The sequence below is a fragment of the Pseudoalteromonas sp. SR45-1 genome (assembly GCF_014163655.1).
GTDB lineage: Bacteria > Pseudomonadota > Gammaproteobacteria > Enterobacterales > Alteromonadaceae > Pseudoalteromonas > Pseudoalteromonas distincta.
This window is the reverse complement of record NZ_JACJDR010000016.1, coordinates 61,197-77,962: the sequence shown is the minus strand read 5'-3', so window position 1 is coordinate 77,962 and position 16,766 is coordinate 61,197. Positions and strand designations below refer to the sequence as shown.

The 16,766-nt window shown below is 40.7% G+C and carries 15 protein-coding genes; 13 read left to right on the top strand and 2 right to left on the bottom strand.

All coding sequences use genetic code 11. The annotated features are described in order from the left end of the window. Together glnD and map are read right to left on the bottom strand one after the other, a co-directional pair. Entirely contained in the window at positions 1–2,619 is a 2,619-nt protein-coding gene (gene glnD, locus H5089_RS15815; protein WP_002958323.1) for a [protein-PII] uridylyltransferase, read from the bottom strand. Between the two features lie 30 nt (positions 2,620–2,649). Next, complete coding sequence (gene map, locus H5089_RS15810; protein ID WP_002958322.1) at positions 2,650–3,435, bottom strand: type I methionyl aminopeptidase; 786 nt, start codon at positions 3,433–3,435, stop codon at positions 2,650–2,652. Between the two features lie 271 nt (positions 3,436–3,706). Here map and rpsB point away from each other — a divergent pair, with 271 nt between their 5' ends. From rpsB to lpxA, 13 genes are all read left to right on the top strand, one after another. Further along, complete coding sequence (gene rpsB, locus H5089_RS15805) at positions 3,707–4,435, top strand: 30S ribosomal protein S2 (RefSeq protein ID WP_024596499.1); 729 nt, start codon at positions 3,707–3,709, stop codon at positions 4,433–4,435. A gap of 104 nt (positions 4,436–4,539) precedes the next feature. Beyond that, positions 4,540–5,391: a translation elongation factor Ts gene (gene tsf / locus H5089_RS15800; RefSeq protein WP_002958320.1), complete on the top strand. Its 852-nt coding sequence runs from the start codon at positions 4,540–4,542 to the stop codon at positions 5,389–5,391. Between the two features lie 158 nt (positions 5,392–5,549). After that, positions 5,550–6,299 (top strand): UMP kinase, encoded by a 750-nt coding sequence (gene pyrH / locus H5089_RS15795; protein WP_024596498.1) that lies wholly within the window; start codon positions 5,550–5,552, stop codon positions 6,297–6,299. 49 nt (positions 6,300–6,348) lie between these two features. After that, positions 6,349–6,870: a ribosome recycling factor gene (frr, locus tag H5089_RS15790; protein ID WP_206013162.1), complete on the top strand. Its 522-nt coding sequence runs from the start codon at positions 6,349–6,351 to the stop codon at positions 6,868–6,870. Between the two features lie 243 nt (positions 6,871–7,113). Continuing rightward, positions 7,114–7,893 (top strand): isoprenyl transferase, encoded by a 780-nt coding sequence (locus H5089_RS15785; protein ID WP_024596497.1) that lies wholly within the window; start codon positions 7,114–7,116, stop codon positions 7,891–7,893. Positions 7,894–7,912: 19 nt separating this feature from the next. Continuing rightward, positions 7,913–8,779: a phosphatidate cytidylyltransferase gene (locus tag H5089_RS15780; RefSeq protein WP_024596496.1), complete on the top strand. Its 867-nt coding sequence runs from the start codon at positions 7,913–7,915 to the stop codon at positions 8,777–8,779. After that, the gene (ispC, locus tag H5089_RS15775; protein ID WP_182682332.1) at positions 8,776–9,981 is read left to right on the top strand and encodes a 1-deoxy-D-xylulose-5-phosphate reductoisomerase; all 1,206 of its coding nucleotides are present in this window, start codon (positions 8,776–8,778) and stop codon (positions 9,979–9,981) included. The genes H5089_RS15780 and ispC overlap by 4 nt, the downstream gene beginning before the upstream one ends. A 1-nt stretch (position 9,982) precedes the next feature. Further along, positions 9,983–11,335: a sigma E protease regulator RseP gene (gene rseP / locus H5089_RS15770; protein ID WP_002958314.1), complete on the top strand. Its 1,353-nt coding sequence runs from the start codon at positions 9,983–9,985 to the stop codon at positions 11,333–11,335. Between the two features lie 100 nt (positions 11,336–11,435). Further along, on the top strand, positions 11,436–13,907 hold the full coding sequence (gene bamA, locus H5089_RS15765) for an outer membrane protein assembly factor BamA (protein ID WP_024596248.1): 2,472 nt from the start codon (positions 11,436–11,438) through the stop codon (positions 13,905–13,907). Positions 13,908–13,918: 11 nt separating this feature from the next. Then, positions 13,919–14,437, top strand: coding sequence for an OmpH family outer membrane protein (locus H5089_RS15760; protein WP_002958312.1), 519 nt, complete (start codon positions 13,919–13,921; stop codon positions 14,435–14,437). Between the two features lie 7 nt (positions 14,438–14,444). Beyond that, on the top strand, positions 14,445–15,467 hold the full coding sequence (gene lpxD / locus H5089_RS15755) for a UDP-3-O-(3-hydroxymyristoyl)glucosamine N-acyltransferase (protein WP_182712633.1): 1,023 nt from the start codon (positions 14,445–14,447) through the stop codon (positions 15,465–15,467). A gap of 26 nt (positions 15,468–15,493) precedes the next feature. Beyond that, positions 15,494–15,946, top strand: coding sequence for a 3-hydroxyacyl-ACP dehydratase FabZ (fabZ, locus tag H5089_RS15750; RefSeq protein ID WP_002958310.1), 453 nt, complete (start codon positions 15,494–15,496; stop codon positions 15,944–15,946). 2 nt (positions 15,947–15,948) lie between these two features. Beyond that, a complete protein-coding gene (gene lpxA, locus H5089_RS15745; protein ID WP_182712632.1) occupies positions 15,949–16,719 on the top strand; it encodes an acyl-ACP--UDP-N-acetylglucosamine O-acyltransferase in 771 nt (256 codons plus the stop codon). Positions 16,720–16,766: the final 47 nt, after the last annotated feature.

Here is a 16,766-nt window from a genome sequence, read left to right as displayed (position 1 = left end):
CTATTCTGTTTCGGCGTTGAATTTTTTACGTAATGCCTGATGAATTTTTGCTTGCTCTTCATCAGTCAGCGCTTGGTATTCGTTATTAGATACAACAAAGAAATCCTCTGCACGTTCACCTACCGTTGTAATACGGGCAGCGTGAATGTGTAGTAAATGCGCTTGGAAAACTTCGGCTATTTTGGTTAGTAAACCTTGTATATCGACGGCTTGAATTTCTATTAAGCTACGGTCTTTGCGTGCATGTGGGCGCAACACAATTTTAGGTTTAATATTAAAATCTTTAAAGCGTTGAGAGCGGCTCTTTTTAAAGCGAATTTTTTTACGCGGATCGCTAAGTGCTTGCTCAAGCCCGCGTTTAATTGATTGCGCTCGACCACTTGCAATAGGGTCGCCACTTACTTCAAGTATTACAAAGCTAAACAGGACGTAACCATCTTTTGTGGTCAGTACTTGCGCGTGCTGTATTTGTGCTTTTTTAGAGCCAATTACACTCACTAATCTCGCAAAAAGCGCACCAGAGTAGGGGCTGTATACAAATACTTGTGTACCCCCATGCATTGCTTTGTTAGATACAATGACACTAGGTTGGCTTAAATCGGTGCTAGTTAATAAATGCTCACTTTGCCACGATATTTGCTGTTCGCTAAAGGCGGTAAAGTAGTTGGCTTTAAAGCGACTCCAAATTAAATCAATTTTATTCTCAGGGTAACCTAAGTTGAGTAGACGTTGTTTAGCTTGGTGCTTTTTATCGCGAATTTGGTCGCGCTGATCCATTGGGTTTTCAAGCCCTAAGCGTAATGCGCGCTGCGTGTGCAAGTACAATTCACGCAGTAGGGTGTTTTTCCAATCGTTCCATAAGTTGTCGTTGGTTGCACGGATGTCGGCAACGGTTAAACAATATAAATAGTCGAGTTGGCGCTCTGTTTTAATACGTGTTGCAAAGTCTTTTATTACAGCAGGGTCGTTAATATCTTTACGCTGCGCGGTAACCGACATAAGTAAATGGTTACTTACAAGCCATGCTACTAATTTTGCATCAGAGGATGAAAAACCATGTAGTTTAGCAAAGGCTATAGCATCAACAGCGCCAAGTTCAGAGTGATCTCCCCCTCGGCCTTTAGCAATGTCGTGAAATATACCGGCTAAATAAAGTAGCTCTGGTTTGTCCATTCGAGTGACTATTTCACTACAAATAGGAAACTCGCTAATGCCAGTTTTATCAAAGTATTCGTAAATATTTTTGATTAATTTGTGAGTATGCTCATCTACGGTGTAGGCGTGAAACAAATCGAACTGCATTTGTCCAAATATATTACGCCACTGCGGTAAGTAGGCGGCAAGCATGCCGTGCTTGTGCATTAACGTAAATGCGCGGCCCATACCATTAGGGTGTTTAACTAAGCGTAAAAAAGCTTCACGACAGGCTGCATAATCTTGTAAATCCCCCAATAAACGGCGGCGTACTTGGCGGATTGTACGAATAGTGCTTGGGTAAATATGCGTTATTGCAGGGTTGTCTGCTATGTGCTCAAACAATACAAAAAGTTGGTCACGTCTAAAAAATACAGATGGATCTTTTACGCGTATTTGATGGCCCACTTGCTCAAAGTTTCTGTCGAGTACTATCACCGTTTTTTCACTACTTTCGGGCATGATACTTTGCTCAAAGTATGAAAGTAGCATTTGGTTAAGTTCGCGCACGCGGCTCATTATTCTAAATAAGCGCTTCATCATACGCTCAACAGAGGCTTTACCGTCGCTACCAAAACCTAAAATTTCGGCGGCTTGTGGTTGATGATCAAACAATAAGCGGTTTTCAGCCCGACCTGCGGCTAGATGCAGTGCAAAGCGAATATTCCATAGGTTCTCTAGGCACTCTGAAAGCTCTTGAAACTCTTCATGGGTTAAGTAGCCGTGACTTATTAACTCTTGCAGGGTTTCGGTTCTAAAGTGCTTTTTTGCGACCCAAATAATGGTTTGCAAGTCGCGCAGGCCACCGGGGTTTTCTTTAATGTTTGGCTCAAGATTATACGCGGTGCCATGGCACTTTTTGTGACGTAAGTTTTGTTCTTGAACTTTGGCAGTAAAAAACTCACCGGAGCGCCATACGGGGGTTTCTAGAATATGCGTTTTGAGTTTTTCAAACTCAATATGATTACCAAAAATAAGGCGGCTTTCGAGTAAACTGGTGGCAAAAGTAACGTCTTCACGTTTTTGCTCAATGGCTTGTTCTATCGTGCGCACGCTGTGGCCAATCTCTAAGTTGAGATCCCATAGCATGGTGACAAACTGGCCTATTTTTTCGCATATTTCTTCGCTTGGTGGTTTAGTTACAAGCAATAAAAAATCGATGTCGGAGTAGGGATGTAGCTCGCCACGTCCGTATCCGCCTACTGCTATTAGTGCTAAATCAGGTTCGCGCGCTAAGTCGTAAACATGAAAAAGCTTAATTAGTAGGCGGTCAATAAACTCAGCCCGGGCATTAATTAAATTCCCAACCGGTTGTTTAGAAAATTCGTTATGTAACCATTTATAAAAATAGCTAGAACAATCGCGATAATCACTAAGTTGCTCTGCATCGCTGAGCAACTTTTTTACTTTGTTGGGTAATGCCACGTGGGCTGGCTCCTAATTTCTTATTTATTATTAGTGTTCTATGATCCTGTCGATAGTATCATCTGATCGTAGCGTTAAAATTTCAACACCATTTTCAGTCACTAATAAAGTATGTTCCCACTGTGCAGACAAGCTGCGGTCGCGAGTTACTACAGTCCAATCATCTTTAAGTAGCTTACATTGGCGTTTACCCGCATTAACCATTGGTTCAATTGTTAAGCACATGCCCGCTTTTAAAGTTTCGCCAGTACCCGCTTTACCGTAGTGCATTACTTGTGGTTCTTCATGAAATCCTGCGCCAATACCGTGGCCGCAATATTCACGAACAATAGAGTAATTAAAACTTTCTGCATATTTTTGAATAGCAGAGCCAATATCACCTAAGCGCACACCTGGTTTTACCATTTTAATAGCAAGGTATAAGCTTTCTTGTGTTACTTCTGCAAGACGCTTAGCTTGGATGTTTGGTGTACCAACGTGGAACATTTTAGAAGTATCGCCGTGGTAGCCATCTTTAATGACAGTTACGTCAATATTTACGCTGTCGCCTTCTTTTAATGCTTTGTCATTTGGAATTCCGTGACAAATAACATGATTAACTGACGTACAAACTGATTTTGGAAAGCCATGATAATTTAACGGAGCAGGGATTGCTTGTTGCACATTCACAATATAATCATGACAAAGTGTATTTAGCTCATCGGTGGTAACACCCGGCACTACATGAGGGCCGATCATTTCAAGTACATCGGCCGCTAAGCGCCCAGCTACGCGCATTTTCTCTATTTCTTCAGGGGTCTTGATAATAGCGCTCATTGAGGCTCCAAAGTTGAGTTTCTAACATTTATCGCCGAACAAATTTTGCACGCGACGTTGAGTATTTAATTTTAATATGGTATAAAGCGCGCCGTCTTTTTACAAATAAATTCTTAAATGATTTTTTGTATTTAAGGCAAACACAATTTTATTTTAACACACACACGTATCGTCACATACACTTGGGTGCATTTGAAGTTTAATTACTTCGGTGTTGGTGCTATGGGATATGTGGAGGCCTAACCCTAAACAACTATAGAGGATCTATAAAATGGCAAACGTTTCAATGCGCGATATGCTTCAAGCTGGTGTTCACTTTGGTCACCAAGCACGTTACTGGAACCCTAAGATGAAGCCTTTCATCTTCGGCACACGTAACCGTGTACATATCATCAACCTTGAGCAAACTGTACCAATGTTCAACGACGCACTTAAGTTTTTATCAAGTGCTGCAGCTAACAAAGGTAAAGTTCTTTTCGTTGGTACTAAGCGCGCAGCAAGCGACGCAGTTAAAGCAGCTGCTTTAGAAAGCGATCAGTTCTTCGTAAATCACCGTTGGTTAGGTGGTATGTTGACTAACTGGAAAACTGTACGTCAATCAATCAAGCGTCTTAAAGACCTTGAAGTACAAAGCCAAGACGGTACTTTCGAGAAATTAACTAAGAAAGAAACGTTAATGCTTAACCGCGAAATGGAAAAGCTTGAAAAGAGCCTTGGTGGTATCAAAAACATGGGCGGTCTTCCAGACGCGCTTTTCGTTATCGATGCTGACCACGAGCACATTGCTATCCGTGAAGCAAACAACCTAGGTATCCCTGTTGTTGCAATCGTTGATACTAACTCTAACCCAGACGGCGTTGATTACATCGTTCCTGGTAACGATGATGCTATCCGTGCTGTAAGCCTTTACACTAGCGCTGTTGCAGCTGCTATCACTGAAGGTCGCGAGAATAACATCGTTGCTCAAGCTGAGAAAGACGATTTCGTTGAAGCTGAGTAATTAGCTATCATCAAGTCTTCATCTTTTTAAGGTGAAGACTTGTTATTCTTGTAGAGCGGGTAACCCGCTTATCTAAACCAGATTTCAGATTTGAGGATTTACTAATGGCTGTAACTACTGCCCTAGTTAAAGAATTACGCGAGCGCACAGGCGCTGGCATGATGGATTGTAAAAAAGCGTTAACTGAGACTGATGGCGACATCGAGTTAGCGATTGAAAACATGCGTAAAAGTGGCGCTGCGAAAGCTGCTAAAAAAGCAGGTAACATTGCTGCTGAAGGTACTATCATCATCAAGCAAAACGCTGGTGTTGCAGTACTAGTAGAAGTTAACTGTCAAACAGACTTCGTTGCAAAAGACGTAAGCTTTTTAGCATTTGCTGATAAAGTTGCTGAAGCTGCAATTGCTGACACTCTTACTATCGAAGACTTACAAGCTAAGTTTGAAGAAGACCGTGTTGAGCTAGTAACTAAAATTGGCGAAAACATCAACGTACGTCGTCTGCAGTACATCGCTGGTGAAAACCTAGTTGAGTACCGTCATGGCGACCGTATCGGTGTTGTTGTTGCAGGTGTTGCTGATGAAGAAACACTTAAGCACGTTGCAATGCACGTTGCTGCTTCACGTCCAGAGTACTTAACTCCTTCTGACGTACCAGCTGACGTTGTAGAAAAAGAAAAGCAAGTACAAATCGAAATCGCGATGAATGAAGGCAAGCCTGCTGAAATCGCTGAGAAGATGGTTGTTGGTCGCATGAAAAAATTCACTGGTGAGGTTTCTCTTACTGGTCAAGCTTTCATCATGGAACCTAAAAAATCTGTTGGCGATATTCTTAAAGAGAAAAACGCAACAGTTACTGGCTTTGTACGTGTAGAAGTTGGTGAAGGTATCGAGAAGAAAGAAGAAGATTTTGCTGCTGAAGTTGCTGCTCAAATTGCAGCTGCTAAAGGTCAGTAAGATTAACTATTTGTGATGCAAAAGGAAATTAGATGCAATTAAAGTACTATTTGGTTTTGCTTCACAGCTAGAAATTCTTTAAAATAACCGCGCTTTTATGTTTAACATAAGCGCGGTTATTTTTTATCCATAATTCAATAAAAGTTGGCCCCTATACTATGACTATCAATCGCAAACCTATTTTCAGACGTGTTCTTCTCAAATTAAGTGGTGAAGCTTTAATGGGAGACGAAGGCTTCGGCATCGACCCTAAAGTTTTAGACCGTATGGCACAAGAAATTAAAGAGCTAGTAGAGCTTGACGTAGAAGTGGGTTTAGTTATTGGTGGAGGTAACTTTTTACGCGGTGGTTCACTTGCAGAAGCAGGTATGAACCGCGTAGTAGGCGACCACATGGGTATGCTTGCAACGGTTATGAATGGCCTTGCAATGCGTGATGCGCTACACCGTGCATTTGTAAACTGTCGCTTAATGTCGGCTATTCCGCTAAATGGTGTATGTGACGCTTATAACTGGGCTGAAGCAATTAGTTTATTGAAAACTGGCCGCGTTGTTATTTTTGCAGCAGGCACCGGTAACCCATTTTTTACTACCGATTCTGCAGCGTGTTTACGCGGTATCGAAATTGAAGCGGATACAGTAATTAAAGCGACTAAAGTGGATGGCGTGTACAGTGATGATCCTGTTAAAAACCCAGAAGCGACGCTTTACAGCCACTTAAGCTACAATGAAATCATTGAAAAAGAATTAAAAGTTATGGATTTAGCGGCATTTACTCTAGCCCGCGATCACAATATGCCATTGAGCGTATTTAATATGAATAAATCAGGCGCGCTAAAACGCGTAATTATGGGTGAAGAAGAAGGAACACTTATTTCTTCACAAGCCTCAGATGAAATAATCAAATAATTAGGATTAAACCGTGATTAACGATATTCAAAAAGACGCGCAAGCGCGCATGCAAAAAAGTGTAACTGCACTAGGTAGCCAATTATCTAAAATTCGTACTGGCCGTGCACATCCTGCAATCCTAGATGGCATTATGGTGTCGTACTACGGTGCACCAACGCCTTTAAACCAAGTTGCTAACGTAACAATTGAAGATTCTCGTACACTTGCTATTGGTGTATTTGATAAGTCTTTAGCGCAAGCTGTTGAAAAAGCAATTATGGCGTCTGACTTAGGTTTAAACCCTATGTCGGCAGGTACTGTTATTCGTGTACCTCTTCCTCCACTTACAGAAGAGCGTCGTAAAGACCTAATCAAAATTGTACGTGGCGAAGTTGAAGGCGGTCGTGTTGCTATTCGTAACATTCGTCGTGATGCTAATGGCGATGTAAAAGGTTTATTAAAAGATAAAGAAATATCTGAAGATGAAGCGCGTCAATCAGATGATGCGATTCAAAAACTTACAGATAAGTTTATCAAAGAAATGGATACTCTATTAGCTGCTAAAGAAGCAGAGTTAATGGAAATCTAAGTAGGGCCTGTTTATCTTTTGAGGTTGAATTTGCAGTAGTGTGTTTGGTTTTAAGGCAAGGCAGAGCCTACGTAGTGTGGTTATTTCCCATTATTAGGCGATAGCAATGCATAAAATCTAAAAACGCGCTGCCCAAAGGGTTCTGCCTAGATTGAATAAATTACAATCCTGAAAGGTCGACAGGACCTATTAAAATTATTAGTTTTGAAACGCCGTCTAGGGTATACTAGGCGGCGTTTTTTTATGGAATACTCGATATTTATGGTTCTAGATGCTGACACAATTTCACAGCAATGTTTACCCAAACATGTTGCTATCATCATGGATGGGAACGGACGTTGGGCACAAGCTAGAAATAGACCTCGTGTGTATGGGCATAAAAAAGGCGTAGACGCAGTTCGTCAATCTGTTCAGTTTTGTACTAAATTAGGGATACAATCGTTAACCTTATTTGCTTTTAGTAGTGAAAACTGGCGCCGCCCTGAAGACGAAGTAAACACTTTAATGGAGCTTTTCTTATTTGTTTTAACAAAGGAAGTTAAAAAGCTTCATAAAAACAATGTAAAACTGACCATTATTGGAGACTTATCACGATTTTCTGAAGGATTACGTAGCAAGGTAGACGCTGCGCATAAGCTGACTGAAAATAATACCGGATTGCGCTTAAATGTTGCAGCTAATTACGGTGGTCGTTGGGATATGGCTAACGCGGCTAAACAACTTGCTTTGCAAGTTGCGCAAGGCACACTCAACGCAGAAGATATTACAGAAGAGCGCTTAGCACAGCATATGAGCATGGCAGATCAGGCAGAACCTGATTTACTTATTCGCACTGGTGGCGATGTTCGTATTAGTAATTTTTTACTATGGCAAGTTGCTTATGCAGAACTTTACTTTACCGAAACACTTTGGCCTGATTTTAATGAAGCAGCATTTGCTGAGGCTATAGCGTGTTACGTTGCCAGAGAGCGACGTTTTGGTTGTACGGGCGAACAAATAAAACAATTACTCGCTCAAACCTAAATAGAATAAGGGTCACATTTTGTTAAAACAACGAATTTTAACCTCACTTGTGCTTGCACCATCGGCATTAGCTTTGGTTTTTTATACACCGCTTACGTTATTTAGTTACTTTGCCGGTGCAATAGTATTATTAGGCGCATGGGAATGGTCTGCGTTTATGGGTTTATGCGATAAGCTCAAACGTGGTGCTTTTGTTGTATTGATTGCAGCCTTACTTGGCCTGCTTAATTTACATTGGCCTATTGAATCACTATGGGAAAGTGGCAAGCTAGTAGGTGATGCGAATTACTTATTTACGCTTTCGTTTGCTTGGTGGATTGTTGCTAGTTATTTAATTTGGCGCTATCCAGAAATGGCTAAAGCGTGGAATGAAGGTCTAGTAATGCGCGGCATTGCAGGTTTATTAACACTTGTGCCGTTATGGCTTGCACTAAATACGCTGCGCAGTGCGCAATATGCTGAATCAACACATTTTGGCTCTGTACTGATTTTAGTCGTATTGGGTATTGTGTGGAGTGCAGACGTTGGTGCTTATTTTTCAGGTAAGAGCTTTGGTAAGCATAAACTTATGCCAAAAGTGAGCCCTAATAAAACAATTGAAGGGTTAGCAGGCGGTGTAGTCGCTTCTATCATTTTTGTTTTAGCATTTTGTCACTTTACCGATGTTGATTTAGGTGTTTGGCCTATCTACGCGATAATGACTGCATTTATTGCATTGTTCTCTGCGGTAGGTGATTTACTTGAAAGCATGTTTAAACGTGAAGCTGGTTTAAAAGATAGCGGCCGTTGTTTACCTGGGCACGGCGGTATTTTAGATCGCATTGACAGCTTAACGGCTGCAGCTCCAATGTTTGTAATGTGCTATGCGTGGACTCTTAGTTTATGAGCCAAAAGCAATTGCTGGTTATTTTAGGCGCAACAGGTTCAATTGGTTTAAGTACACTAGATGTTGTATCGCGCAATAAAGAGTTATTTGATGTTTTTGTTTTAGCTGCAGGGCAAAACGCAAAAAAAATGGCTGAGCTGTGTATTGAACACGAACCACTTTATGCGATTATGGCTACCCAGCAAGCCGCTGAGCAGTTATCTGCTTATTTAGCTAATACACCATGCCAAACGCTTGTTATGCACGGCGAGCAAGCAATGTGCGACTTATGTGCTCACCCAGATGTTGATGTCGTGATGTCGGCAATTGTAGGTGCAGCTGGTTTACTGCCAACATTAAGTGCAGTAGAAGCAGGTAAAAAAGTACTCCTTGCTAATAAAGAATCGTTAGTTATGTCAGGTCAGTTGTTTATTGATAAAGTTAAACAACATAAAGCAACCTTGCTGCCAATTGATAGCGAACATAATGCTATTTTTCAATGCCTACCTTCTTCGTTACAAAATGCCAAAGGCGATCAAAATTTACAGCAACATGGCGTAAGTAAAATTTTGCTTACCGGTTCTGGTGGCCCGTTTTTAACGCGCGATATAAACACACTAAAAGATGTAACTGTAAGTGAAGCCGTGGCGCATCCTAACTGGTCGATGGGTCAAAAAATATCAGTAGACTCGGCCACTATGATGAATAAAGGCTTAGAGTTTATTGAAGCTAAGTGGTTATTCAATTGCGACACCAGTGATATAGACGTAGTGATTCATCCACAAAGTATTATTCACTCAATGGTGCAATACCACGACGGTTCTATTTTAGCGCAAATGGGTAACCCTGATATGCGTACGCCAATTGCCCATGCACTTGCATACCCTGAGCGAATTAATGCAGGCGTTAAACCGTTAAACTTCTCTGATATATGTGATTTCTCATTCACCAAGCCTGACTTTTCTCGCTATCCAAATTTACAATTAGCGATTGATGCGTGTAGTGCAGGGCAGGGCGCGACCACAACGGTTAATGCTGCAAATGAGATAGCAGTAAGTGCATTTTTAAACGGTAAAATTGGTTTTACTGATATATACAAAATAAATGCACAAACGCTTGAAGCTGCAACGTATACCAATGTACAAAGCTTAGATGAAATTTTAGAGTGCGATAAATTAGCGCGTATTAGCGCTTCAGAATTTATAACAAAAGTGGCGCATTAATATGTTTGATTTTTTTTGGAATCTTGGCTCATTTATTTTAGCGCTTGGTATTTTAGTGGCCATACATGAATATGGCCATTTTTGGGTTGCACGAAAAATGGGCGTTAAAGTGCTGCGTTTTTCAATTGGCTTTGGTAAGCCACTATTAAAATGGCACGATAAATATAATACCGAATATGTGATTGCGGCTATTCCATTAGGCGGTTATGTAAAAATGCTTGATGAGCGTGTTGATGACGTGCCGGCAAACCAACGTCATTTATCGTTTAACGCTAAATCTGTACAAGCACGTATTGCCATAGTTGCAGCGGGTCCAATGGCCAACTTTTTGTTTGCCATTTTTGCTCTTGCTGTAATGTATATGGTGGGTGTGCAGTCGGTAAAGCCTGTGGTAGGTAGTATTACCGAGGGCAGCCGGGCAGAGCAAGCGGGCATTATGCCTTCTCAACATATTATAAAAATTGGTGATGATGATATAACGACCTGGCAAGATGCCACGTTTGCACTTATGTCTAATTTAGGTGAAGAAAGCGTTGAAGTGATAGTGCGCGATAAAAACCTTCAACCACGTGTTAAAACGCTTAATTTAGAGGGGTGGAAACTAGATCAGCAAGACGTACCACCACTGAGTTCGTTAGGTATTGTACCGTTTAGACCTCAAGCAACTTTAACAATTGCCGCCGTAACTAAAGACTCAGCTGCAGAACACGCTAATTTACAAGTTAATGACACAATTTTGGCTGTAAACGGTGAAACAATAAGCAATTGGCAGCAATTAGTTAATCTTATTACGCAATCAGCTAACAAATCTTTACAATTTAGTGTAAAAAGACAAGATACTATAAAAGCCATTACAGTAACCCCTAAAGGGCGCATTGATAATAACGGTATTGAGCAAGGCTTTTTAGGCGTTGCTCCTGTTGTACAGCAATGGCCTGATGGTTATGTAGAGACTAGACATTACGGTCCGCTCGATAGTATCGTGCGAGGCACAAAAGAAACGTGGCGCTTAATTACACTCAGTTTTGATATGATTGGTAATTTAATTACAGGCCAGGTTTCGGTTAAGAATTTAAGTGGCCCTGTGGGCATTGCAGTAGGCGCTGGAACTAGCGTAAGCTATGGGTTAGTGGCCTTTTTAAGCTTTTTAGCCTTAATAAGCGTTAACTTGGGTGTATTTAATTTATTACCCTTACCAGTGCTTGATGGTGGACACTTAATGTATTACATAATTGAACTTTTTCGTAAAAAGCCGGTCTCTGAAAAGACACAAGAGTTTGGTTTTAAAGTGGGCGCCCTGTTGCTCATTTTTCTAACATGTTTCGCTTTGTTCAATGATGTATCGCGTTTGTAGTTTTACAGCGTGGCAAATTACTAATTAGAACACGATTGTAAAGCACCACTTTAGTAGGGTGTTATGCGGTAATACAGTTGTAAAGGATAAAGATAATAAAATGGCTATAAAAAAACATTTGGCAGTAACAAGTTTATTGGGTGCAAGTTTTGCAGCCCTAGGCCAAAACTCCTTTATTGTTGAAGACCTGAAAGTTGAAGGTTTGCAGCGTGTAGCACTTGGTGCAGCGCTAACACATATTCCTATTAACGTAGGCGATAATGTTGATGACTATACGATTTCAAAAACAATAAAGTCACTTTATCGTTCTGGGCACTTTGATAACATAAAAGCCCTTCGTGATGGCAACAACGTTATTTTTAAAGTAACGGAACGTCCTACCATCAGCTTCATTGAGTTTGAAGGCAATAAAGACATTAAAGACGAGCAGCTTAATGAGTCTCTTGATCAGCAAGATATTCGCCAAGGTGAACCACTTGATAAAACCGTTATCGATAGTATCGAAAAGGGCTTAGTTGAGTTTTTCCACAGTATTGGTAAATACAACGCTAAAGTAGATATCAGCATTACTAAATTGCCTCGTAACCGCGTTAAACTTAAATTAGAGTTTGATGAAGGTGATGCAGCTTCTATCCGACAAATTAACTTAGTGGGTAATGAACTTTTTTCTAATGAAGAGCTTCTTAAACTTGCTGAATCGCAGCAAGATTTACCTTGGTGGCAGTTTATGGGTAGCGATCGCTACCAAAAGCAAACCATTGAAGGCGATTTAGAAAAAATTCGTAGTTATTATTTAGACCGTGGTTACCTACGTTTTAATATCGATTCAACGCAAGTATCAGTGAGCCCTGAACGTGAATCAGTTTACGTTACAGCTAACTTAACTGAAGGCGTAAAATATACCGTTAAAGGCTTTGACTTTATTGGTGACTTGCTTGGCCGTGAAGACTTAATTAAAAGTGTTATCCCACTTAGAGCGGGTGAGCTTTACAATGGCTCAGTCGTTACTTCGTCAGAAGAATTTATTAAAAGCTACTTAGCACGTTTTGGTTACGCTAATGCTGAAGTGCGTACAATTCCAGAAATTGACGACGAAAAGCAAGAAGTACAACTAACACTATCGGTTAATCCAGGTAAGCGTGTATATGTTCGTCGTATTATTGTTGGTGGTAACCAAAATACAGCTGATGAAGTACTTCGCCGTGAAATGACACAACTTGAAGGCGCCTGGTTATCTAATCAAAACCTTGAGCGTTCAAAACTACAAATTCAACGTTTGCCTTACATGGAAACTGTTGATTTTAACGTAGTGCCTGTACCAGGTGTGGATGACCAAGTAGATGTAGACTTTACTGTAAAAGAGCAATCAGCGGGTAGCTTTAATGCTGGTCTTGCTTATGGTTCTTACTTAGGTCTGCAGTTTAATATTGGTGTAACAGAATCTAACTTTTTAGGCACAGGTAACCAAATTGGTTTAAACCTTAATACGTCTACAGGTTCTGAAAGCTTAAGCTTATCGTACACAGACCCATACTTTACGCCAGATGGTGTATCGCAAGGCAGTAGCATCTTTTACAGAAACTACGATGCAAGTAAATTCAGTCTTGTTGAGTACAAATCAAAAAGTTATGGTTTAGGCACAAATATTGGTTTTCCAATTGATGCTGTAAATCGTGTTAACTTTGGCGCCCGTTGGATTAAAGAAGAGCTTTCGGATATAGCAGAGTACGAGCAAACGCGTGTACTTCGTGAAACATTCTTAGATCCAGACAACCCAGATGCAGGCTTTGACTTTACTAAGTACGAGCTGAGTGTTGGTTGGTCGCGTATTACTGTTAACCGTGGTTTATTCCCAACAGCGGGTTCGCGTCAAACTCTAAACTTAACAGCAACAACGCCTAACTCAGATCTTCAGTACTTTAAACTGAATTACGATTCGCGTTTTTACTGGCCTATATCAAATGACCACCGTTGGGTATTCTCAACGCGTGCAGCGCTTGGTTATGGTAATGGTTATGGCTCTACAAACGGGTATGAGCAAACACTTCCATTCCAAGAGTACTTCCGTATAACGGAAATGGAACTTCGTGGCTTTGACCGTAATACAATATTACCACGTGCTGTATCGCGTATACCGCAGTCTATTCCGGGTACGCCAGGTGCAGACGGTACTACAACCGGTAGCATTGGTGGCGCATCAGAATTTGATATTCTAGTGCCACAAGGCCGTATTGGTGGTAATGCTAAAGCAGTGGCAGGTATGGAGCTAATTGTTCCTACGCCATTCTTAGATGAAGAGAATACCAGCTCTGTACGTACTAGCTTCTTTGTTGATGCTGCAAACGTATGGGATACTGAGTTTAACGTAGACCGCTATCAAAACTTAGGCGTTGATGAACGTGCTAAATTAGATGACTATTCAGACCCAATGCGCTTTAGGGTTTCAACCGGTCTTTCATTACAATGGATCTCTCCAATGGGTCCAATGCTGATCAGTTTTGCGTATCCATTGCAAAAAGAAGAAGATGACGATACGAAAACCATCAGCTTTAACATTAGTAACACTTTCTAAAGGAGTTTTTTGTGAAAAAATTATTTAAATCAACAGCTGTAGCAGTTTTAGCAACTTTAATGATGGGTACTTCTGTGAATGCATTTGCACACAAAGTAGGTATTGTTGATATGCAGGAAATCTACAAGCAAATTCCTCAAATGGCTAAAATTGAACAGTCTTTACAAACTGAGTTTGCTGAACGTCGTCAAGAGCTTGAAAAGTTACAAGGCGATATTCGTTTTGAAGCTGAAAAATTTAAACGCGAAAGTACAACTATGAGCCAAGCTCAAAAAGATGCACTACGTGATAAAATCCAAGGCATGCAAAAAAATCTTGCTGAACAAGGTCGTCCTTTAGAGCAAGAAATCAAAGCGCGCCAAAACCAAGAACTTGCTAAAGTTCAAGGTGTAATCATCAAAACAATTGAAGAAATTGCTAAAGACGGCGACTTCGACGAAGTTAAAGTAAAAGACACAACAATTTACTTTAATCCTAAAGAAGTAACTGATCTTTCGTCTAAAGTTGTAGCTGCAGTTAGTAAGAAATAATCACTCTATGCAAAATTATACGCTTTCGCAAATTGCGGAACTTCTAGGCGCCGAACTTCAGGGTGATGGCGCTTTAGAAATAAAAAAAATAGCGACACTTGCAAATGCCCATTCTGGGCATATTGCATTTTTAGCGAACTCAAAATATCGCTCGCAACTTGAAACTACTCAAGCTAGCGCTGTAATAGTAAGCCAAGCCGATGCTCAGTACTTTAGTGGTAGCAAAATTATTGTTGCTAACCCGTATGTAAGTTACGCAAAATTAGCGCAATTTATGGATACAACACCACGCTCAGCCTCGACGGGTATTCATCCAAGTGCTACGGTTCATTCAACAGCGATTGTTAGTGACAGCGCCGCTATAGGGGCTAATGCAGTCATTGAAGCTGATGCGGTGATAGGTGACAATGCGCAAATTGGTCCGAACAGTTTTATCGGAGAACGTGTTAAAATAGGCTCTGGCACTAAGCTTTGGTCTAGTGTGACTATTTATCACGATGTTGAAATTGGTTCAGATTGTTTGTTTCAAGCAAATAGTGTTGTAGGTAGTGATGGGTTTGGCTATGCGAACGAACGCGGGCAATGGGTAAAAATACCTCAGCTTGGTTCAGTGATCATAGGTAACAAAGTTGAAATTGGTGCAAGCACGACAATTGATCGTGGCGCACTGGACAATACCATTATCCATAGCAATGTTATTATCGATAATCAGTGTCAAATAGCGCACAACGTTGAAGTTAATTCAGGCACCGCAATCGCGGGCTGCACCGTACTTGCAGGAAGCGTTACCATTGGCAAAAACTGTCAAATTGGTGGCATGGTTGCAATTAATGGTCACATGTCTGTATGTGATGGTGTTATAATTACCGGCATGAGTATGGTGACAAAATCAATCACCGAACCAGGTATTTACTCATCTGGTATGCCCCATACAACAAACAAAGAATGGCGTAAATCAATAGCTCACTTGCGTAACCTTTCAGACATGAAATCTCGTCTTAAAGCGCTGGAAGCATTGGCTAAGTCATAACGTTGAACACTAATAAGGATGCTATTTTGGCAAACGAATTAAATAGCCTTGATATTCAAGAAATTTTAAGTTTATTACCGCACCGTTACCCGATGCTATTAATTGATCGTGTTATTGATTTTACACCTGGCAAATCTTTACATGCTATTAAAAATGTTTCTATAAACGAACCTATATTTACTGGCCATTTCCCAAATCAGCCAATTTTTCCTGGTGTGCTAATATTAGAATCAATGGCGCAAGCCACGGGTTTATTAGGTTTTAAAACAGTAGAAAATCGTAGTGAAAACGAATTATATTTATTTGCTGCTGTTGATAACGCACGTTTTAAACAGCCAGTGATCCCAGGTGATACAATGCACCTTCATGTTGAGTTTTTAAAAGAACGTCGCAACATTTGGAAGTTTGCAGCAGAAGCTAGAGTCGACGGCAAAGTAGTGTGTAGTGCCGAAATTATGTGTGCGAGAAGAGAGTTTTAATAGTGATCCATTCTACAGCAATAATCGAACCTGGCGCTAAACTAGGTAACAATGTCTCAGTTGGTCCGTATAGTTATATTGGCAATGATGTTGTTATCGGTGATAACTGTATTATTGAGTCTCATGTTGTTGTTAAAGGGCCATCAACTATTGGCTCTGGCAATCATATTTTTCAGTTTGCGTCTGTGGGCGAAGCCTGCCAAGACAAAAAATACAACAACGAGCCAACCACATTAGTCATGGGTGATAACAATGTTATCCGTGAATGTGCCACTATTCACCGTGGTACAATTCAAGACCAAGGCGTTACTAAAATTGGTAGTAATAACTTATTTATGGCTTATACACACGTTGCACATGACGCGGTAATTGGCGATAACGTAATTTTTGCTAACAATGCAAGTGTGGCCGGCCATGTACATGTAGGCGACTGGGTTATCTTAGGTGGTAATTCGGGAGTTCATCAGTTTTGTAAAATTGGTGCACATGCCTTTATTGGTATGTATTCAGGTGTTAACAAAGATGTACCACCTTTTGTTACTACCATTGGTATGCCAGCAGGTCCTGCCGCTATCAATAAAGAAGGCATGAAACGTCGTGGTTTCGAAAGTGATGAAATTATGGCTGTACGCCGTGCATACAAAGCGTTTTACCGTAAAAGCTTAGGTGCTGAAGAAGCGATTGAATCTCTCACAGAAGATGCTGAAAAGTACCCTGCTGTGAAATTGATGGTCGACTTTGTTAAAAGCTCAGAGCGCGGCATTGTAAGATAATTCGCGTGTTTTGCTTCAAGCATAAAAAAAACCACCCTAGATGATAA